This is a genomic window from Geobacter sp. 60473 (genome assembly GCF_036323535.1).
In the GTDB taxonomy this organism is placed as follows: domain Bacteria; phylum Desulfobacterota; class Desulfuromonadia; order Geobacterales; family Geobacteraceae; genus Geobacter; species Geobacter sulfurreducens.
This window is the reverse complement of record NZ_AP028967.1, coordinates 3,764,679-3,785,258: the sequence shown is the minus strand read 5'-3', so window position 1 is coordinate 3,785,258 and position 20,580 is coordinate 3,764,679. Positions and strand designations below refer to the sequence as shown.

At 62.7% G+C, this 20,580-nt stretch carries 18 protein-coding genes; 13 read left to right on the top strand and 5 right to left on the bottom strand.

The window, feature by feature from the left end:
- Positions 1–17 precede the first annotated feature (17 nt).
- The 5 genes from AABA48_RS17345 (at position 18) to pabB (ending at position 5,620) form a co-directional block, all read left to right on the top strand.
- Entirely contained in the window at positions 18–1,712 is a 1,695-nt protein-coding gene (locus tag AABA48_RS17345; RefSeq protein ID WP_338270755.1) for a potassium channel family protein, read from the top strand.
- A gap of 144 nt (positions 1,713–1,856) precedes the next feature.
- On the top strand, positions 1,857–2,378 hold the full coding sequence (locus AABA48_RS17340) for an O-acetyl-ADP-ribose deacetylase (RefSeq protein ID WP_338270754.1): 522 nt from the start codon (positions 1,857–1,859) through the stop codon (positions 2,376–2,378).
- Entirely contained in the window at positions 2,375–2,833 is a 459-nt protein-coding gene (gene dtd / locus AABA48_RS17335) for a D-aminoacyl-tRNA deacylase (protein ID WP_324309535.1), read from the top strand. Before AABA48_RS17340 ends, dtd begins: the two co-directional genes overlap by 4 nt.
- Positions 2,834–2,975: 142 nt before the next feature.
- A complete protein-coding gene (locus tag AABA48_RS17330; protein WP_324309533.1) occupies positions 2,976–3,833 on the top strand; it encodes a TIGR02757 family protein in 858 nt (285 codons plus the stop codon).
- Entirely contained in the window at positions 3,830–5,620 is a 1,791-nt protein-coding gene (gene pabB, locus AABA48_RS17325; RefSeq protein WP_338270753.1) for an aminodeoxychorismate synthase component I, read from the top strand. Before AABA48_RS17330 ends, pabB begins: the two co-directional genes overlap by 4 nt.
- Positions 5,621–5,710: 90 nt before the next feature.
- On the opposite strand, the gene AABA48_RS17320 is transcribed toward pabB, so the two are convergent.
- Complete coding sequence (locus AABA48_RS17320; RefSeq protein WP_286351545.1) at positions 5,711–7,039, bottom strand: DEAD/DEAH box helicase; 1,329 nt, start codon at positions 7,037–7,039, stop codon at positions 5,711–5,713.
- A 139-nt stretch (positions 7,040–7,178) separates the two neighbouring features.
- On the opposite strand from AABA48_RS17320, the gene trmB reads away from it, so the two are divergent.
- The 6 genes from trmB (at position 7,179) to AABA48_RS17290 (ending at position 13,020) form a co-directional block, all read left to right on the top strand.
- The gene (gene trmB / locus AABA48_RS17315) at positions 7,179–7,808 is read left to right on the top strand and encodes a tRNA (guanosine(46)-N7)-methyltransferase TrmB (RefSeq protein ID WP_338270752.1); all 630 of its coding nucleotides are present in this window, start codon (positions 7,179–7,181) and stop codon (positions 7,806–7,808) included.
- A 3-nt stretch (positions 7,809–7,811) separates the two neighbouring features.
- Positions 7,812–9,038 (top strand): tRNA pseudouridine(13) synthase TruD, encoded by a 1,227-nt coding sequence (truD, locus tag AABA48_RS17310; protein WP_286351543.1) that lies wholly within the window; start codon positions 7,812–7,814, stop codon positions 9,036–9,038.
- 76 nt (positions 9,039–9,114) lie between these two features.
- Positions 9,115–9,441 carry a DUF4212 domain-containing protein gene (locus tag AABA48_RS17305; RefSeq protein WP_286351542.1) on the top strand — a complete coding sequence of 109 codons (327 nt, stop codon included), beginning with the start codon at positions 9,115–9,117 and terminating at the stop codon, positions 9,439–9,441.
- Complete coding sequence (locus AABA48_RS17300; RefSeq protein ID WP_286351541.1) at positions 9,434–10,957, top strand: VC_2705 family sodium/solute symporter; 1,524 nt, start codon at positions 9,434–9,436, stop codon at positions 10,955–10,957. Before AABA48_RS17305 ends, AABA48_RS17300 begins: the two co-directional genes overlap by 8 nt.
- Positions 10,958–10,978: 21 nt before the next feature.
- Positions 10,979–12,193 (top strand): putative nucleotidyltransferase substrate binding domain-containing protein, encoded by a 1,215-nt coding sequence (locus tag AABA48_RS17295; protein WP_338270751.1) that lies wholly within the window; start codon positions 10,979–10,981, stop codon positions 12,191–12,193.
- Between the two features lie 5 nt (positions 12,194–12,198).
- On the top strand, positions 12,199–13,020 hold the full coding sequence (locus tag AABA48_RS17290; protein ID WP_286351539.1) for a sugar phosphate isomerase/epimerase family protein: 822 nt from the start codon (positions 12,199–12,201) through the stop codon (positions 13,018–13,020).
- A gap of 98 nt (positions 13,021–13,118) precedes the next feature.
- Here AABA48_RS17290 and AABA48_RS17285 read toward each other — a convergent pair whose 3' ends face one another.
- Positions 13,119–13,574 carry a universal stress protein gene (locus tag AABA48_RS17285; RefSeq protein ID WP_286351538.1) on the bottom strand — a complete coding sequence of 152 codons (456 nt, stop codon included), beginning with the start codon at positions 13,572–13,574 and terminating at the stop codon, positions 13,119–13,121.
- Between the two features lie 313 nt (positions 13,575–13,887).
- Here AABA48_RS17285 and AABA48_RS17280 point away from each other — a divergent pair, with 313 nt between their 5' ends.
- Positions 13,888–14,670: an IclR family transcriptional regulator gene (locus AABA48_RS17280; RefSeq protein ID WP_286351537.1), complete on the top strand. Its 783-nt coding sequence runs from the start codon at positions 13,888–13,890 to the stop codon at positions 14,668–14,670.
- 31 nt (positions 14,671–14,701) lie between these two features.
- Here the strand turns inward: AABA48_RS17280 and coaE are convergent, their stop codons facing one another.
- The 3 genes from coaE to AABA48_RS17265 form a co-directional block, all read right to left on the bottom strand.
- Positions 14,702–15,295 (bottom strand): dephospho-CoA kinase, encoded by a 594-nt coding sequence (gene coaE / locus AABA48_RS17275; protein ID WP_286351536.1) that lies wholly within the window; start codon positions 15,293–15,295, stop codon positions 14,702–14,704.
- Positions 15,296–15,397: 102 nt separating this feature from the next.
- Positions 15,398–17,038, bottom strand: a complete 1,641-nt coding sequence (locus tag AABA48_RS17270; RefSeq protein WP_338270750.1) for a FapA family protein — start codon at positions 17,036–17,038, stop codon at positions 15,398–15,400.
- A gap of 89 nt (positions 17,039–17,127) precedes the next feature.
- Positions 17,128–18,252, bottom strand: a complete 1,125-nt coding sequence (locus tag AABA48_RS17265; protein ID WP_324309517.1) for an aminopeptidase — start codon at positions 18,250–18,252, stop codon at positions 17,128–17,130.
- Between the two features lie 267 nt (positions 18,253–18,519).
- Between AABA48_RS17265 and AABA48_RS17260 the strand changes: the two genes are divergently transcribed.
- Positions 18,520–20,538, top strand: a complete 2,019-nt coding sequence (locus AABA48_RS17260) for an FAD-dependent oxidoreductase (protein ID WP_286351533.1) — start codon at positions 18,520–18,522, stop codon at positions 20,536–20,538.
- Positions 20,539–20,580: the final 42 nt, after the last annotated feature.

The window sequence follows — 20,580 nt, the reverse complement described above, 5'->3', positions numbered from 1 at the left end:
GTGAGGGAAGGTGCTCCATGAAGGTACTCGCCTCCGAACTGGCCTATTTCCTGAGGGGTCGCGCCAGACAGAACCTGAAGGTCCTGCTCCTGTACTGCGCCTTCCTCCTTGCCTTGCTTCTGACCTACGCGTCCATCTTCCGCTACCTGATGTGGCATCTCGAAGGACGCGAATACTCGTTCATGGCGGGAATCTACTGGACCATCACGGTGATGACCACCCTCGGGTTCGGCGATATCACCTTCCAGAGCGACGCCGGGTACCTGTTCGCCTCAATCGTCACCGTCTCGGGGGTGATCTTTCTCCTGATCATCCTCCCCTTCGGCTTTGTCAGCATGTTCCTGGCACCCTGGATCGAGCGTCGCCTCCGCTACCGCCCCACCATCGAACTGCCGGACGACACCAGGGGGCACATCCTCATCTTCGGCATCGACCCCATCACCCGGACCCTGATCCGCAAGCTGGAGAGCCGCAACCACCTCTTCGTCGTGGTAACGGACAACTACGACCAGGCCCTGCACCTGGAAGAGCAGGAAGGATTCAAGGTGGTCTACGGCTCGCCCACCGATGCCCACGTCCTGGCCGGCCTGCGGGTGGCAGCGGCCCGAAGCATCATCGCCAACCTGAGCGACCCTGACAACGCCAACCTGTGCCTCACCGTCCGCTCCCTCTGCCAGACCCCCATCATTGCCGTGGCCAAGGAACCGGTGCACGGCGAACTGCTCCGGCTGGCCGGAGCGAACCAGGTTGTTCCCCTGACCAGAATCCTCGGCCGCTACCTGGGCATCCGGGCCACCACCTGCGGTGCGCTGGCCCATATTCTCGACTCCTTCGGCAACCTGCAGATCGCCGAACTGCCCGTCCACGGCACCCCTTTCGCCGGCAAAACCATCGGGGAATCGGGGATTCGCCAGCGGACGGGGCTTTCAATCATCGGCGTCTGGGAGCGGGGCAGCCTCACCACCCCGCAACGGGAGACGGTCCTGACCGAGCAGTCGCTACTGGTGCTGGCCGGCACCAAGAGCCAGTTGGCCACCCTGGAGTATCTGATCGGCGAGGCACCGGAAGACGAGTTGATCTTCATCATCGGCCACGGCCGCATCGGCTGCGCCGCCGCAGCGTTCCTCGACCGCAAGCCGGTCCCCTTCGTCCTGATCGACCGGCAGGAGAGCCCCGCCTGCAACGATCACGTCGTGGTCTACGGCGACGCCACCGTGGGCCAGACCCTCAGGCAGGCGGGCATCGACCGCGCCAGCGGCATCATCGTCACCACCAATGACGACAGCACCAACATCTTCCTGACCCTGGCCTGCCGGCATCTTCACTCCCACATCCGCATCGTGGCCCGTGCCAACGGGGAGGAAAACGTCGACCAGCTCTACGCGGCCGGCGCCGACTTCGTCGTCTCCAACGCCTCGGTGGGTGCCAACATCCTGGGCAACCTGCTGGAGCACAAGGAATCGGCCTTCCTCTCCGAGGGGATGGCCGTCTTCCGGCGGCCGCTGCCCCCCGCCATGGCCGACAAAACCATTGCCGAGACCCGCCTGCGCCCCCTCACCGGCTGTTCCATCGTGGCGATCGAGGCGCCCAACCGGGCCGACATCCTCATTTCGCCGCCACCGGAAACCATCCTCGAAGAAGGGGCCAGACTCATCCTGATCGGCACGTCGGAACAGGAAAAGACCTTTGACCAGACCATTGCCGCCCGCTGACGGGACAGCGGGGATGGAAACGAGCCGTGGTCAGCTGTAAAATTGGTGTTCGCCCATACGAATGCGATTCGGCTGCATGACTGGGACGACCGGCTGCGGACGCGTTCTTGAGCCTGCCCCATCATGGGGCAGAGAGGAGATGCCATGAAGGGAAAAATCGAGATCATCCCCGGCGACATCACGAAGCTGGCGGTGGACGCCATTGTGAACGCGGCCAACAATTCGCTCCTGGGCGGGGGCGGAGTGGACGGGGCCATCCACCGGGCAGCGGGGCCGGAGCTGCTGGCGGAATGCCGGACCCTGAACGGCTGCGCCACCGGGGATGCCAAAATAACCGCGGGATACCGGCTGCCGGCGAAGCACGTAATCCACACGGTGGGGCCGGTGTGGCACGGCGGTGCCAAGGGGGAGCCGGAACTGCTGCGGAGCTGCTACCGCCGCTCGTTTGAGGTGGCCCACGGAGCCAGTCTCAGGTCCATCGCCTTCCCGGCCATCAGCTGCGGGGTCTACGGCTATCCCCTGGATGAGGCGTGCGCCATCGCCCTGGAGGAGACGAAGGCGGCCCTGGAGCGTTACCCGGAACTGGAGCGGGTGATCTTCACCCCCTTCGGCGCGGAGGCGGAGGCGGCCTACCGGGCTGCCCTCTCGCGGGTGTTCGGCCCATGAAGGCGGTGATACAGCGGGTAAGCGAGGCCCAGGTGGACGTGGACGGGGCAACGGTGGGAGCCATCGGCCGGGGGATTCTGGTTCTTCTCGGAGTGGAGAAGGGGGATACGGAGCGGGACGCGGCCTGGCTGGCGGAGAAGATGGCGGGGCTGCGCATCTTCGAGGATAACGCAGGCAAGATGAATCTGTCGGTGCGGGAGGTTGGGGGATCGATCCTTGCCGTATCCCAGTTCACCCTGGCGGGAAACTGCGCCAAGGGAAGGCGCCCCTCCTTCGACACGGCGGCCCCACCGGATGAGGGGAAGCGGCTCTACGACCGGTTCGTCGATTTTATCCGGGAAACCGGCATCCCCACCGCCACCGGCATTTTCCAGGCAGATATGAAAGTGCATCTGGTGAATGACGGTCCGGTGACCTTCATCCTGGACACCAAAAGCCGGAGTTCCTCCACGTGATACCGGGAACGCAAATCGGACGGAGCGCGGCACAGCTCTCCCGGCAGGGGGCCATCGTCCCTTTTTTTCTTCATGAAGACGATCACCCTGTGGTATACCATACGCCGTCCGAGTGTCCATCCCCGTCGGCCCTGGAGCCCCCGTGGAACTGAAAGCCGTCCTCGACAACCTTTACGCATCCCGCTCTCCCCGCCACCTGGCGAACGACCCCCTTTCCCTCTGCCACCGCTACGCCTCCCCGGCGGACCGGGAGATTGCGGGACTTCTGGCGTCATGCCTCGCCTACGGCAACGTGAAGATCATCCTCAGAAACCTGGCAACAGTCTTCGGGGCAGTGGGGCCGTCGCCCCGGCGGTTCGTGGAGGAGTTCGAGCCGGAGGCGGGGATGCGGCTCTTTGCCGGCTTCAAGCACCGCTTCAATGACGGCCGTGACCTCTGTGCCCTTTTCCTGGCGGCCCGCACCATGATTGAAGAGGCCGACACCATCGGCGACTTCTTCCTGGGGTGCCACGACCCGGAGGCCGAGGATATCACCCCCTCCCTTACGGAGTTCAGCGCCGCGATCCTCGCCTTCGACTATTCCCCCGTCTTCGGCACCGCCGCCATCCCGGCGGATTCGGCCTTTCCCTTCTTCTTCCCCTCCCCGGCCTCGGGCAGCGCCTGCAAACGGCTGTGCATGTTCCTGCGCTGGATGGTGCGCCCCGACGACGGCATCGACCTGGGGCTCTGGAAGGAGGTCTCGCCGGCACGGCTCGTGATCCCGGTGGACACCCACATCCACCGCATCGCCCGCAACCTGGGCCTCACCGCCCGGCGGCAGGCCGACTGGCGCACAGCCCGGGAGATCACGGCAGCGTTGCGGCGCCTCGACCCCGACGATCCGGTGAAGTACGACTTCTCCCTCTGCCACCTGGGAATCTCGGAGGGGTGCGACGGCACGGTGACCCCCCTCTGCGAGGCATGCCCGGTGGTGAAATGCTGCGCCGGAGACCTCTCATGAGCGGCGAGCCCACGGTGATTCTTGCCTCCTTCGATACCGAGCGGCATACGGCCTCGTACCGGTTCGAGGAGTTAGTGGATACGGTGACGGCCCTGACCCCTGCCGAGGTCGTGCCGGCCCTGCGCCGGGTGGAAGAGGCGGTGGCCGGCGGTCTCCACGCGGCGGGATTCGTCAGCTATGAGGCGGCGCCCGGCCTGGACGAAACCCTGACAACCCGCGAACCGGTGCCGGACACCCCGCTGGTCTGGTTCGGCCTGTTCCGCCGCCGCATCGGCTTTGCGCCCCGGCTCCCCGAATGTGAGCAGGACGTGCCACCCGGCTACGAGACCAGCCAGTGGAGCGCCACGCTCCAGCGGGAGCCCTACCTGGAGTCAGCCGGTCGGATCAGGCAGTACATAACGGCCGGCGACTGCTATCAGGTCAACTTCACCTTCCGCCAGCAGTTCCGCTTCACGGGCGATCCCCAGGCATGGTTCCACGATCTCTGCCGGGCCCAGCGGGCTCCCTTCTGCGCCTTCATCGATACGGGCCCGCTCCGGGTCCTCTCCACCTCGCCCGAACTGTTCTTCGACCTGCGCCAGGGGACCCTCACCTGCCGCCCCATGAAGGGGACCGCCCGCAGGGGACGCTGGCGGGCCGAGGACGAGGAGTTGCGCGCGGGTCTTGCCGACAGCGAGAAGGAGCGGGCCGAGAACCTGATGATCGTCGACCTGCTGCGCAACGACATGGGAATGGTTGCTGAAACGGGGTCGGTGCGGGTGGGGTCGCTCTTTGACGTGGAAAGCCTCGAAACGCTCCATCAGATGACATCCACCATCACGGCCCGGCCACGGGCCGGGGTCGGCCTCGCCGAGCTCTTCGGGGCGCTCTTCCCCTGCGGCTCGGTGACCGGAGCGCCCAAGCGGCGGAGCATGAATATCATCCGGGAGTTGGAGGACTCGCCCCGGGGGATCTACACCGGCGCCATCGGCTACGTCTCGCCGGCGTCACAGGGGGCGCCCACCCCCTTTGAGGCGGCGTTCAGCGTGGCCATAAGGACGGTGGTCCTCGACACCGCATCGGGACAGGGCCGGCTGGGCATCGGCAGCGGAGTGACCATCGGCTCGGCCCCATCGTCGGAATACGATGAATGTCTGGCAAAAAGCCGCTTCGCGCAGGCCCGCATCCCCGATTTCCAACTGGTGGAGACGCTGCTCCACGAGGAAGGAGCGGGATTTTTCCTGCTGGAGCGCCACTTGGCGCGACTCTACCGGTCAGCCGCCCATTTCGGGATTCCGCTCCGGCTCGGCAGCCTCCAGGAGGTCCTCAACCGACGGGCCGCTCTGATGGAAGGCCGGCAGAAGGTGCGCGTACTGGTGAACCGGCGGGGGGCGTTCACCATCCGGGAAGCGCCGCTGACCGAAGCGCCCTGCCCGGAACCGATTCCCGTCCGCTTTGCGGCCACGGCAGTGGACCCGGCCGATCAGTTCCTCTACCACAAGACCACCTACCGCCCCCTCTACCGGTACGAGCTGGCAGCGGCGCCGGACTGCGCAGACGTCATCTTCGTGAACAGGCACGGTGAAGTGACCGAGGGAACCACGGCCAACCTGGCCGCCCGCATCGACGGTGAACTGGTCACTCCTCCCCTCGCCGCCGGCCTTCTGCCCGGCACCTTCCGGGAAGAGCTCCTGGCCGAGGGGACCATACGCGAACGGTCCATCCTGAAAGAAGAACTCGAACACTGCAGGGAAATCTACCTCATCAACTCGGTCCGCCGCTGGCGGCCGGTCTCTCTCCTCCCCTGACCGAGACGCACCCGGTTCCCCGAGACAACAAAAAGGGGGAGCGCATCCTCCGATGCCGCTCCCCCGTATCTGTCCGGTCGTGCCCCTCGACTACTCCGCGGCCGGAGGCGTGCCCCCCTCGCCAGCCGCCGGATTCTTTTTGCGACGGGGCCGGCGCCGTTTCTTCTCCCCTTCAGGCTCCTTCTTCTCGACCTCCGGGTGTTTTTTGCCATGGCGGGTGGGACCCTTGGCACGGGTCTCCTGTCCCTTGGGCCGCGGCTTCACCCGCTTGAAGTCGTGCACGAAGAGATCATCCTCGGCCCACTCCACCGGGATCTTGTCCTTGATGTACTCGTGGATCGCCTCAAGGTGGAACGCTCCGTCCTCGTCGGCCATGGAGATGGCCTTACCCTCGGCACCTGCCCGGGCCGTGCGGCCGATGCGGTGGACGTAGTCCTCGGCGTCCTGGGGGAGGTCATAGTTGATGACGTGGGAGACCCCATCGATGTGGAGCCCCCGCGAGGCCACATCGGTGGCGATCATTATCGGGAGCTTGCCGCTCTTGAAGTCCTCCAGGATTTTGAGCCGCTTGCGCTGCTCCACGTCGCCGGAGATGACCCGGCAGGGGAAGTCGTTGGCATTGAGCCGCTCATCCAGGAACTCCGCCTCACGCTTGGTGTTGACGAAGATCATGGTCCGCTCCATCCCCTCCTTGCGCAAGAGGCCCAGCAGCAGCGGAAACTTCTCCTTCCGGCCCACATGGTAGAGGACCTGCTCCACCCGCTCGGCGGTCATCTGTTCGGGGGTGACCGCCACCTTCTCGGGGACGTTCATGAACTCGTAGGCAAGCTCCATCACCCGCTGGTTCAAGGTGGCGGAGAACATCAGGTTCTGCCTCTTGTCGTAGGGGGGAAGGCGCCGGAGGATGAAGCGGAGGTCGGCGATGAAGCCCATGTCGAACATCCGGTCCGCCTCGTCGATGACCAGCATCTCGATCTCTTTGAGCGAGTAGACCTTCTGCTTCAGGTAATCGATGAGCCGCCCCGGCGTGCCGACCACCACGTCGGCCCCCTCCTTGAGGGCATTTTTCTGCTTCATGTAGTCCACCCCGCCGTAGATGGCCTGGATGGTGAACCCGCAGTGGGCGCCGAGCACCTGGGCGTCCTTCTCGATCTGGACCACCAGCTCGCGGGTGGGGGCAAGGATGATGGCGCGGGGATGGCGGCGTTCGCCCCCCCGTCCGGAGCGGAGAAGCTTGGTAAAGAGACTGATGAGGAAGGCCGCGGTCTTGCCGGTGCCGGTCTGGGCCTGTCCGGCCACATCTTTTCCCCCCAGCGAGAGGGGCAACGTTTTTTCCTGAATGGGGGTGCAGTCGCTGAAGCCTGCGTCTGCCACCCCCTGCATGACCTGCTCGGGCAGGTTCAAGTCGGCAAATTTCATCTCGTTGTTCCTTTATTTCGTTATTTCAACCGTATAGCAATAACACAGCGCAGCGCGTTTCTCAAGCCGGAAGCGCAGTCTTCCTCGCTGACACGCTTTGTGGTATGGTACGCCCACTTTACCGCACCAAGGACAGCCAATGCAGCGCATCATCCCCATCGACTCTCCCTTCTTCCTGAACCCTGACGAACTAGGAACGCCCGCGGACTGGGCGGCCGTATTCGGCAACGACAACCCCCTGGCCCTGGAAATCGGCTGCGGCATCGGCGATTTCATCGCCCGGACCGCCATCGATCACCCCACAACCAACTTCATCGCCATCGACTATTACAACAAGGGATGCCTCAAAACCTGCAGCCGCCTGGAGCGGCACGGAATCACCAACGTGCGGGTGGTGCGGGCCGAGGCACGCCAGTTCATCGTGGAGCGGATTCCGAAGGGGTCGCTGGCGGCGGTCTACATCAACTGCCCCGATCCCTGGCCCAAAAAGCGACACCGCAAGCGCCGGCTCGTGAACATGCAGTTCGTCCGGTTCATCCGGGACTACCTGACGCCGGGGGGCGATTTCTTTTTCGCCACCGACTTCGACGACTACGGCGAGGACGTGGCAGCCTTCATGCCCCAGATGCCGGGGTATGCGAACATGCTCTCTCCTGACCTTTTCCGCCATGAACTGGAAGGCTATCATCTCTCCAAGTACATGCAGAAGTTCATGGCCGAGGGGAAACGGATCTACTTCGTCCACTACCGCACGACGATGGAGGGGTGACGCGTGGCGCGCGATGAGCACGACAGCCGCTACCTGACGGCAGAGCTTCCCGGCACGGGCGGCCTCTTCAAGGAGACGCCCGAGGATTTCCTGGTTGAGGAGATCCCCCTCTACCTCCCCTGCGGGGAGGGTGAGCACACCTACGCAGTGATCGAAAAGCGGGGTATCACCACTCTGGAGGCCATCAGGCGCCTCTGCCGCGCCACGGGCGCCCCCGAGCGGGACACGGGCTATGCCGGCATGAAGGACGCCAGGGGGATAACCCGGCAGACGGTTTCTCTGCCGCGGGTGACACCGGCAGAGGTAATGGGGCTCGACATACCGGGCATCCGAATCCTGTCCGCGGAACGGCATCGGAACAAGCTGCGCTTGGGCCACTTGGCCGGCAACCGCTTCCGGCTCCGGCTCCGGGAGACGGTCCCCGACGCGGCCGACCGGGCACGCGCCATCCTCGACGTTCTCGCCCGGCGCGGGGTCCCCAACCGCTTCGGCGAGCAGCGCTACGGCATCCAGGGAAACAGCCATCTAGTGGGCCGGGCCATGCTGGCCGGCGACTGGCGCGGAGCCGTGGATCTCCTGATGGGCGACCCGGCAAAGGTGGAGGGCGAACGGTGGCGGGCCGCCATCGAGGCCTACCGACAGGGCGACCTGGCCGGGAGTCTCGGTCTCTTTCCCGGACATTGCCGAACCGAGCGGGACGTGCTCCAGCGCCTGGCAAAGCGCCCGGACGACTTTGAGCGCGCCTTCCACGGGGTCCACCCCCGGCTCAAGAAACTCTACCTCTCGGCCTGCCAGTCGGCCCTCTTCGACCGGGTTCTGGAGACCCGGCTCCAGACCATCGACCACGTGATGGAGGGGGACCTGGCCTGGAAGCATGACAACGGTGCCTGCTTCCTGGTCACCGATGCGCGGGCCGAGGCACCCCGGGCGGAACGTCTGGAGATTTCTCCCACCGGTCCACTCTTCGGCTGTCGCATGACCACACCCGAGGGTGAACCGGCGGCCCTGGAAAAAAGCATTCTCGATGCGGCGGGACTCACGCCGGCAGCCTTCAACCTGGCCGGCGGGCTGCGGATGGAGGGGGAGCGTCGCCCCCTGAGAGTTCCCCTGGAGGGACCCGAGCTATCCTGCGAGGAGGAAGACCTGGTGCTCCGGTTCTCGCTGCCCCGGGGAAGCTATGCCACGGCAGTGCTGCGGGAGGTCATGAAGCGCCCGGGAAACGGCGCCTGACAGGAGACCTATTAATGATACAATGCATTGTGATGCGCGTGGCCGGCTACAGCCCGCGCCCGGGAGGGCACAGCCCATGAACGATCCGCAAAAACTTTGCGACGTAAACTTCTTCCGTCCGAGAAAAGGCTACATGACCGGCGAGGTGGCCATCATCGCCGCCGTGCTGGTGGGATGGGCCGTGGCCAACTTCGGCTTCCAGGGCCTACTGGCGCTCCTGGCCCAGTCGCCCGACGGCGAAGGGATTCTCACGAGTCTCACCTTTCTGTCATTTCCCTGGCACTTCTGGTTCACGGGCCAGTTTCTTCCCCTCTGGTTCATCATTCTTTGCGTCCTCTTCAACATCTACATAGACCGGCACACCGAGCAGCACAGCCGCAGGAGGGACCGCAGCCATGACTGACGCGAATCTCGTCCCCCTCCTTATCGTGACGGCTGCCCTGGCCACCTTCATCATTACCGGGCTGCGGGCACGGGCGCGGGAGGCGGGAGACTACGGCTTCGGCGGGCGCTACATCGGCCGGATCGGCGGGGGTGCCGCCATTGCCAGCAACTGGATGAGCGCGGCCAGCTTCCTGGGCATGGGCGGCCTTCTCTACCTCCAGGGCTACTACGCCCTTGCGTACGTCATAGGCTGGACCGGCGGCTACGTGCTGCTGCTGGTCCTCATGGCCGGCCAGATTCGCCGCTTCGGCAAGTACACGGCCCCGGACTTCGTGGGCGACCGGTATGCGTCGCCGGGCGCGCGCCTCATCTCGGCGGCCATTTCCATTACCATTTCGGTGATCTACTGCACGGCTCAGTTCAAAGGAATCGGCATGCTCTTCGGCTGGCTCTTCGCCACCGACTACCGGACCGGAGTCATCCTGGGTGCCACCGTGGCAGTGGGATACGTGATCCTTTCGGGAATGCTGGGGGTGGCCCGCAACCAGCAGCTCCAGTACACTCTGCTCATCGTCTCGTTCATCCTCCCTCTCATGGCCCTGGCTCATAAGCTCGGCTACTTCTGGGTGCTCCCCCAGTTCGGCTACGGCGTTGCCATCCAGGACCTCAAGCGCGAGTTCGGCATCAACTTCGCAGCCCCCTTCGCCTCGGCCGGCCTCTTCCAGTGGGTGGCCCTCTGCTTCACCCTCATGGTTGGCACCGCAGGTCTTCCCCACGTCCTGTCGCGCTTCTACGTGGTCCCGAACATTCGCGACGCCCGGTGGAGCCTGGTCTGGGGCCTTTTCTTCATCGCCCTCATCTACTGGTCGGCTCCCGCTTACGCCGTCTTCGCCCGGTTGCTGGAGGCCCGCTCCGGCATGGTCCCCCCGCCGGTGGCCGCCGGCAAGATGGCCGACATCATCGTGATCAAGACCGCGGTCATGGGAGGACTTCCCTCCTGGATGATCGGCATCCTGGCCGCCGGCGCCATGAGCGCCGCCTTTTTCACCGTGGCGGGACTGCTCATCACCGGCGCGGCATCCCTTTCTCACGATATCTATTACCGTCTCATCAACCCCCGTGCCTCTGAGGGGTCCAAGATGGCCCTGGCCAAGGGTGCGGTGGTGGTCCTTGCGGCGATCGTCCTGGTCATCGCACTGAACCCGCCGGGGCTCATCGCCGAGATCACGGCCGTCGCCTTCGCCCTGGCCGGCAACACGATCTTCCCCGCCTTTCTCCTGGGAATCTGGTGGAGTCGCGCCAACCGTCACGGTGTCATCGCCGGAATGCTGACCGGCGTCCTCATCACCTTCTCCACCCCCCTGTTCGGCGGCCTGGTGCCGGCGGTGGCGAAGGTCTTCCCCCTCACCTCATCGGCCCTGATCGGCGCACCGCTGGTGATAGGCGTCATGATTGTCGTGTCGCTGCTCACGCCGCCGCCCCCAGAAGCGGTACGTCGCTTCCTGGCCGAGCAGGTTCACGGCCACATGGACTGACGCACGAAACAAGGAGACGCCATGCCGCTCTTTCTCGCGGTAAAAAATGACGATGTCCTTAGCCGCCGGGGAACAGCAGAATTCCTGGACGGGATACGCCGCGACCTCTTCGCCAGACTCAAGAACCTCCCCCCAGGCGACGAATGCCGTTTGCTCAAGGGTGTGACCGAGACCCTCGACATGGAGCTCGCCTTCGAGGATGCCTTCAACCTAGCCTTTCCCCGCCTGCTGGCAGAAACTGAAACCGCCACCGACGTGAACAGCCTCATCGAACTCCAGCGACAACTGGCGGAAAAGGCAGCCGAGTACTTTCGCCAACGCGGCTCAGTGCCGGCCTTCGACATCCTCTGCACCACCATGACGGATTACCTGACACGGGGGGCCCTGCAGCTCGCTTGCCGCTGGATGGACGAACACGGTCCGACAGCTCCGGCCGTCGGCTGGGCATGGCTCGCCCTGGGTGCGCTGGGGCGCGGCGAAGCGGGCCTTTCGGGAGCAGCGGACTTTGCCGTCATCCACGACGGGGACGCGTCCGAAGAGACATCGTTCTTCGTGGGGCTGGCCGGGCGGGCTGCCGGCATCCTGGAACGATTGGGCCTTGCCAGCCCCGGCGGAGTCACTCCGGTCGGCGCAGCATGGCGGGGAAGCATGACCGATTGGCGCAAACGGATCACCAGCCGGGTTACGGAAGGGGACGGCGACCTGGGATGGCTTATCGGGCTCACCGATCTGCGCTGCGTAGCCGGCGACTCCGCCCTGGCCGAGGGCATGAACAACCTGGTCCGGTCCATGCTCGCCTTTCACAGGGACCAGTTCCGGGAGACGGCACGGCACATATCCATGATGCCCTCGGGATTCGACTTTTTCGGCAGATTCAGGACGGAGCGGATCGGTGAGTCGCGGGGAATGTTCAACCTGGGCTACTACGGCATCTCCCCCCTGGTGGCCAACGTCAGGGTCCTGGCGGTCCACGCTGAGATACCGGAAACGGGCACCATCGAGCGCATCCGGGCGCTGCTCCGCAAGGGGCACATGGACGTGGAGCTGGCCGAGCGGCTGCTGCGCGCCTGCCACTGCTTCGGCCGGAAGCGCGCTGCCATGGGCGGTGAGGCTTCCGGCATTTACGTGGATACGGCGGGACTGACCGAGCAGGAGGAAGATGAGCTCAAGGCAGGCATCGACGCGGTGGGGACACTCCAGCGGCTGGTCTACACCACCATTACCGGGCAGGGATAGACACGATGCGGATCTCTCTTTCCACCGGCACGCTCTTCACCTTTCCCTTGGGGAAAGTCATGCGGATCGCCCGGGAAGCGGGATTCGACGGCGTCGAACTCATCATCAACCAGGACTTTCAGAAGGTCAACTGTCGCAAGCTCATTGAAGAACTGGCCGAAATCCTCCCCATCAACTCCATCCACGCACCATTCATGCCCCTTGACGGGTGGGGCGGCCCCGTCGACTCCCTGGCGCGCTGCGTGGAACTGGCGGCGGGCGCGGGAATACCGCTCGTCAACTTTCATCCCCCCTCGTGGATGGGATTCGAGATCGGCTTCTGGCGATGGCTCTACCGGGTAATGGACTTCCAGAAAGAGGTAGGGCGGGAAACAGTCATCGTGACCCTGGAGAACATGCCGTGGGTGGGAACCCGCTTCCGGGTGAACCCTCACATCCTCTCAAGCACCGAGAAACTGATCGAATTCGTCCAGGAGCGCAATCTCTACATGACCTTCGACACCACCCACATGGGATCGGGCAAGGCCAACTTCATCAATGACTTCTACCACTGCTACAATTCGGGCCGCATCAGGAACATCCACTTCTCCGACTACGGCCACGGTCGGGAGCACCTGATCCCCGGCCACGGCATCCTTCCGCTCACCCGCTTCCTCAACCACCTCAGGAGTGCCGACTACTCCGATACGCTCACCCTTGAGCTCTCACCGGAGGAATTCCCCCGGGATGAGCGGATCATCGTGGAGAGCCTCAGGGAAATCCTCCAGTACCTTCGCCGGGAAACATCCCCCCCGTCTGATCCTGCCAAACTAAAACAAGCACCATGAACGGCCGGGCAAGAACGGATTGTCGGCCGCACGGTCCCGGCGACCGGAGGAGCGGCGAAATGCGGGCCGCCCGTACGGATTTTCGCCGGAAGCCCCCCCTACCCCTTGACAATATAGACCGAGCAGGAGGCGGTCTTTACCACCTTGTGGGAGACGCTGCCCAACAGCTGCCGCTTCAGGAATCCCTTGCCCGAACTGCCGAGCACGATCACGTCGATCTGCTCCTTGTCAGCAAATTTAACGAGTTCTTCCGCCGGTTCGCCGTACACCACCCGGATCTCAAGGGGGATGTCCGCCTCCCGCGCGTTCTTTTCTATCACATAGAACACCCGCTGCCGAAGCTCTTCCCATTCGGGCGTTTCCGTGATGGGCGGGGGAGGAACGAAGTCGGTGAACGTGCTACGCGGCACGTTGGGCAGGACCAGCATGGCGTAAATCTTGCTTTTAAACTGGCTGGGATTGCCCGCCGCCATCCTGACAGCCTCCTCGGCCGCCTTGTCCGACAGGGGAGAACCGTCGATGGCCACGAGAATCTTCTTGCGCAGATGGAGCATTGTCTCCTCCTGAAAATAAAACAAGCTGGGACTGTTCAACGAAGCGGCGGTGCCGGGAAAAAACAATCGCCCACTGCTGACTTGCCTACAGGAACCCGCATGATTGCTGTGATCAGACAGTGATCCGACTATAGAAAAAATATTCCACCTTGACAATTATAAAACAATATTCTATCGTTTCTGAGATTATTTTTCATTGAGTTCAGCCTTTCGCGTGAAGAGTCGGCTGACGTGACCGGATTGATTGTCTTGACTTCCGTACGTTTCCGACTTAAGTTGATACGTTCATCTTTTCATGAGAAGAGGGATTGAGATGGCGAAGAAGGACAAATCCGAATACATCATCCAGGCAGTCGATCACGCCCTCGATCTCCTGGAACAGTTCCACGACGATGTGGACGAGCTGGGCGTGACCGAACTGTCAAAACGCCTGAAACTGCACAAGAACAATGTGTTCCGGCTCCTGGCAACCCTGGAGTCGAGGGGATATATCGAGCAAAACAAGGTTACGGAGAATTACAGGCTCGGTCTCAAGACGCTTGAACTGGGCCAGACCTTCATCCGGCAGATGGGCCTGCTGCGCCAGTCGCGGCCAGTACTCGAATGGCTCGTCAACCAGTGCAACGAAACCGCCTACGTCGCCATTCTCAAAGATCAGAGCATCGTGTATCTGGACGTAGTGGAAACTGATCTGACGGTGCGGGTCGTTCCCCGGGTCGGCTCCCGCCTCCCCGCGTACTGCACGGCGGCCGGCAAAGTCCAGATCGCCTGGATGAATGACGAGGAACTGGACAGCTTCTTCCCCCAGCGTGAACTGAAGCCTTTCACCCCCAACACCATCACTGACCGGGAAGTCCTCAGAAAACACCTCAGGGAGGTGGTTGAGCAGGGATATGCGGTGGACAACGAAGAGCTCGATATCGGCGTGCGCTGTGTCGGCGCACCGATCCGCGATTACACCCGACGGATCATCGGTGCGGTGAGCCTTTCGGGACCTTCCATGCGCTTTACCGACGAGCGTCTGGACAACGAGTTGATCCCGCTTGTCAAAAAGGCTGCCGACGAGATCTCCATGAAGCTCGGCTTCCATCGGTAACTGAAAAGCCCCCGTCTACCGGGGGCTTTTCTCATGGGAATCGTTTCGCCCAGATCTCCTCGACCCGTCGTTCCAACTCTTCAGGTGTGCCGTTGTTGTCGACAACCACCTGGCCTCTCGCAGCCTTCTCCTCCATGGGCATCTGGGCGGCCAGCCGCTGCTCGGCCTCCAAACGACTCAGACCATCCCGAGCCATCACCCGCCGGACCTGCGTTTCCCGGTCCACATACACTACCCAGACCTCGTCAACCCGATCGGTTGCGCCTGCTTCGATCAGGAGCGCAGCCATGTACACGGCAACCGGCACGCCGGACCGGCGCAGCTCGGCAAGACGCAGCTCGGCAAGCTCCCTGATGGCCGGGTGCGTTATCGCCTCCAGCCGTTTCCGGGCAGAGGAGTCGGCAAAGATGATGCTGCCGAGAGCCTTCCGGTCAATGGAACCGTCAGGCAGCAGAATCCCCTCGCCGAAGGCCGCCACGATGGACCGATGGGCGGACGTACCCGGCATGACCGCCTCGCGGGCCAACTGATCCGCATCAATCACCACCGCTCCGAGCCGCTCAAGAATCCGCGACACCGTACTCTTCCCCGAAGCGATCCCACCGGTAAGTCCGACTATGTTCATGGCTTATCCAAGCCTCCCTGGTCAGGAACCATTTCACAGTCGGTTGCCGGTGTCAACGGCAATCAGAGGGAGAACGGCGAAAGCCGCAATGCACCGCTTGCCTCAGGAAGAAGCGACAATGGCTCCTTCTTCGATGCGGAAGACCGTTGGGCCCAGATCCTCGTCAACCTGGAACACCTTCGCGCCGATGGATATCGCGACCCCGATCAGGACCTCTCGCTCAACAACGACCTGGGCGCTGGCCACCTGTTCCAGGCGCTTCTGGAGACGCTTCTTTTCCCCCGTGAGTTCCGAAATGACCGACTGAAGCTTGTCCCTGGCCTCGCGGGTAAGCGCAACCTGTTCCGGCGGAGCCGACGGCAGCGATGCGTAGTACTCGAGCTTCTTTGTGAGCTCGTCCATTTCCCGCTCTTTTTCCTGAAGTTTGAGGCGCACCGTGGAAAAGCGTTCCCGGACATGGGGGTCGACCCCAACGCTCACGGCCGTGTGCACGCCGGCGTGCGAACCGAGGGTTACCGCCCGGACCAGATTGACAGCCTGGCAGCTGCCGCCGATGACATGCCCCTTGCTCCCCCCGTCATGCCCCACGACAATCTGGTTGCCCGCCACCAGTTCGCTCTGCATGCAAAACTCCTGCACCTGGATACTGTCGCCCGCCTCGACGAAGGCATTCTCGACAAACTGGGCAGCGACGCACCCACCGGCCTTTATCCGCACCGCATCCCTCCCCGCTTCCGCAGTCGAGGGGCGGGAATCACCCTGGCCGATAACGCCGCCACGGACCTCAATATTCCCGCCGGCTTCAATCCTGGATGCCTCCACCACTCCGCCAATGATGATGTCACCGCTGGCTTTGACGGTCATTCCAGCAACTACGTCTCCGGCAATATCAATGGTTCCGTTAAAATCCAGATTACCGACGGACAGATCAACGAGCTTCAGCCGGAGAACCTGTTCGACGACGATTCCGTTGGCAACCAGGATGGGTTGACCGGCCACGGCGGCCACGAGGAGGTTGGGATCGTCCGCATCAAAGGCGGTACCAGAAAGATTCGGGGCAAAGGCCGCATCCCGTACAGGCGGGGGGGAAATGGCTTTCCCCGTTATACTGGTCCCCGCAACACCCTCAACGGGCGGAATGCGACGCATGAGTGGATCGCCGGCACGTACGCTGAGAATCTGCCCCAGGTTCCGGTAGTCGACCCTGTCATTATCGAGGAGTTGAGGCTGGCGGTCGCGTATTTCGGGAACAAAGCTCACCAGTTCACCATCGGTGCCCGACTGGGGCGGTATTCCCCTCGCCACCAGGAGATCAGAGGCCGCGCCGTCGGCAACTGCCCGATTGATGGTCTCTTCGTCAACACCGAAGACGACCCCCTTTTCCTTCAGTGCCTGCCTGACCTGCTCCGCAGCGACCGTATTGCCGCCGTACGCGGGAATGATCGTCAGACGGGCTTCCAGGTTATCAGGGGTACAGGTGATGGTGAAAGAACCGTTGCGACGCTCGCCCAGGTCAAAGGTGAACGGCTGGGTGGCGGCGTTGTAACGCTTCAGCAACTCCACCAGGGCGTGTTCATAGAGATAGAGATCGGCAAACCCCGCTGCGGCCAGAGCCTGCTTGATCCAGGTGAGGTTGATGGGCGGTTTTTCATCGGTCGGCACAAAGCTCACACTGAGCTTGCACCCTCCACTGTCAAGCCGAAAGGCAAGACCGACTTTTGCGCCTTCTATCTCCCCGGCCATAGCACACCACCTCGAGGGGTAATAGACACCTTCTTACGTATACATATCGACAGAATCAGCCGATTCTTGAGACAAAAACTCTTGAATAATCAGAGCAAGAGACTGCCGTTGCGCAGCAGGACGGTTTCAACGCCGGTTTCCGAGACAAGGACAAGGGTGGGACGGTAAAAAACATAGTCTTCGTGGAACGGTGTCTGCACCGTGCCGCCGAAGCCGGAATTGTCACCCAGGGCAATATGAATGGTGCCGAGGATTTTCTCGGCTTCGAGGACATTGTCCGGCCGGGTGGCCCGGTCATTGGTCCCGATGCCCAGCTCAGCGATGTTCCGGTTCAGATCGCTCTCGGCGAATTTCCGCTCCAGCACTGCCCGCAGGGGTTCGTCGCCTCGTACGTCCACGACAGTACCGGCCCTGACCACCAGTTCGACCGGAGAGTCGAGCCGGCGCGTCGCCCCCCATTCGAGCACCATGACTCCTTCGCTCGTCCCTTCCAGCGGGGCAAGGTAAACCTCTCCCGCCGGTAGGTTGCCAAAACTCCCCGCTGCGGAAAGAAGTCCATCGTCCCCCTTGGCAACCCGTCCCTCCTTGCTGAAACTCATACGCGTACCGTTCGGGGTTTCCACACGCAGTGCGGTCGCTCCGCTAACCGCATCAGCTACCCGGCGGGTCCGTTCGGCCAACTGATGCCAATCAACCCGCATTGAGGAAAAGAACATTTCAGGGTCGAAATGGGGAAGACTGGCAAAGCGGCCACCAACCGCATTGACCAGGTGACGGAACCGCGTATGACTCGTGGAGTTGTTGGAGAGAGCGACCACCACCTGCGCGGCGGCATGGCGGTTGGACAACACGACCCGACGAGCCTGCTCCAGGTCCTCCGGGGTCGCCTCCTTTGCCAGCAGGCGCTCAAGAACCCCCTCTGCCGCCAGGGCATTCACTGCGGCATCGCCAAAGGCGGCACGCCAGAGGACTTCAGGCGGCTCGGCACCCGACGCGGCGGTGGCGGGGAACGAGACAAAAAAGGCGTTACCATATGAGGTATCGGCATATCGGCCGGCTTCTTCCGCAACGGCCAGAAGTCGCTGCCGGCGGGCGGCATCTTCAGCCGAAAGCGCTTCGTCGGGTCTTGTCCTGTCGCTGAAAACAAGAATACGTTCTCCAGCCGTCACGCCCATATTAATTCCGAACAGCGATGCGAACGCCTCCCGGTACATATAGCCCTCCCTTCCCGGCCCGGCACTGCCGGGCTCCGTACCGCCGTAACGATCCCCACAGCACCGCTGAGGCTCTGGCAGCAAAACTATAGCAAATGACAATCCCGCCCGGGAACAGCTTTTTAATTATTTTTTCCCTTGATTTATCGAAGAATGTTGTGTTAGATAGTGCATACTGTATACACTTTGCAAATCAATATTTGTTTTGTAAATTCAAAAAGTTAAGCATCGCTGACCATCTCTGCGAAGGTCTGAACGGAGGCGTACGTGGCACAGGTGGTTTTTTCCAGCTGGGGAAGAACGATCGTCGATAACCGCAAGGGGGGAGAAGCCCAGGACGTGAGCTTCCGCCTTCCGACCACCCTCGATGGCGAGCGGCAGATTGCCGCGCTCATGGGGTGGGATGGGATCATTCTTTACGATCTGAAGGTTGACGTGCCGGCAATGGCAGCCGAATATATGAAGCGCGTGCAGACCCAGTACTGCTGCGGCAAGTGCACCCCCGGCAAAAAAGGGACCAAGGTTCTTGCCGACGTTCTGGCGGCCATCATCGAGGGGCGGGCCACTGAGGCCGACCTCGACACCATCGACGACCTGGCGGACCTGCTCACCAACTGTAAGTGCACCCTCTGCCAAAGCTCAACGATCCCGGTTCTCGATGCCGTGAAACATTTCCGGGAAGATTTTCTCGCCTATACCACCGGCATCCGCAAGCCCGCCAGCGCCCACCGGTTCATCGACAAGTACACTGCCCCCTGCATGGACCGCTGTCCGGCCCATATCGACATTCCCGCCTACATCGAAGCAATCAAGGAATACCGGTTCGATGAGTCGCTGGACATCATCCGCGAAAACATGCCGCTGCCGTCGGTCTGTGGCCGCGTGTGCCCGCACCCATGCGAGACCCACTGCCGTCGCAAGAATGTGGACGACTCGGTCAACATCATGGTGCTCAAGCGTTCCGCCTCCGACTACGAGTGGATGCACAACGCAGCCCCCCCCATGCAACCCAAGCCGCGCAAGAACAAGAAAGTCGCCATTGTCGGTGCCGGTCCGGCAGGTCTCGCCTGCGCCTACTACCTGGCCCTTGAAGGATATCCCTGCACCATCTACGAGGCCCTGCCCGAAGGATACGGTGGCGGCATGATCGCCGTCGGCATCCCCCCCTACCGCCAACCGCGGCACCTGCTCCAGCGGGATATCGACATCATTGCCTCCATGGGCGTGGATATCATCTATGACACCCGCATCGGCAAAGACATCTCCCTTGAAGAGCTCAAGCAGAAATTCGACGCCGTCTTCCTGGCACCGGGTGCCCACCGCTCCAAGCCCATGGGCGTCGAGGGAGAAGACAAGGGCTACAAGGGCTTCCTGAAGGGCGGTATCGACTTTCTCCGGGAAGCCTACATGGGACGTCCGACCGGCATGGGGAAAAAGGTGGTCGTGGTTGGCGGCGGCAACACTGCCATCGACTGCGTACGGGTAGCTCTCCGGGAAGGAGCGGAAGAGTCCACGCTCCTCTACCGCCGTTCGCGCAAGGAAATGCCTGCCGACGTATGGGAAGTGGACGGCGCCGATGAAGAGGGGGTGCGATTTGAGTTCCAGGTCCTCCCCACGCGCATTATTGTTGACGAAAATGAGCAAGTGACCGGCGTGGAATGCGTCCGGATGGCCCTTGGTGAGCCTGACGCCTCGGGGAGGCGCCGGCCCGAACCGGTTCCCGGCAGCGAGTTCGTGGTCGAGTGTGACACGGTCATCCCGGCCATTGGCCAGGATCCCGATCTCTCCTTCATCCCCGACAACCTGGGAATCGACATCACCAAATGGAACACCGTCGTCACCAAGTACGTTCCTCTCAAGGATGCGGCGGGCAAGGATCTGAAAGACGGCATGGGCAACCCTCTTGCGCGGATACTCATCACTGATCTTGAGGGCGTTTTCGCGGGCGGCGATGCCGAAATCGGCCCACTGACCGTCGTCGCCTGCATCGGGAATGCACATCGGGCCGCGCGGGTGATTCAGCGCTGGCTTGAAGAAGGAAAGGCATACCTAACCGAGGACGAACTCATGGAGGACATCCTCACGAACATGCCGGTCTACGACAAGAACGAAAAGGTTCCCTGGCTCGACTCCCGGGAGCGGGCCCACCAAGCAGAGGTCCACGGCCAGGAGCGGGCGAGCAAGGGCAACTATCAGGAAGTGGAACTCGGCTTTGTCGACACCCAGGCAGTGGAGGAAGCAGAGCGCTGCCTCCGGTGCTACCGGGTCGCCATGGCCGCCATTTAGTCCATCACATTCAGCATGCCACTTCGGCCCACGGCCGGGGCC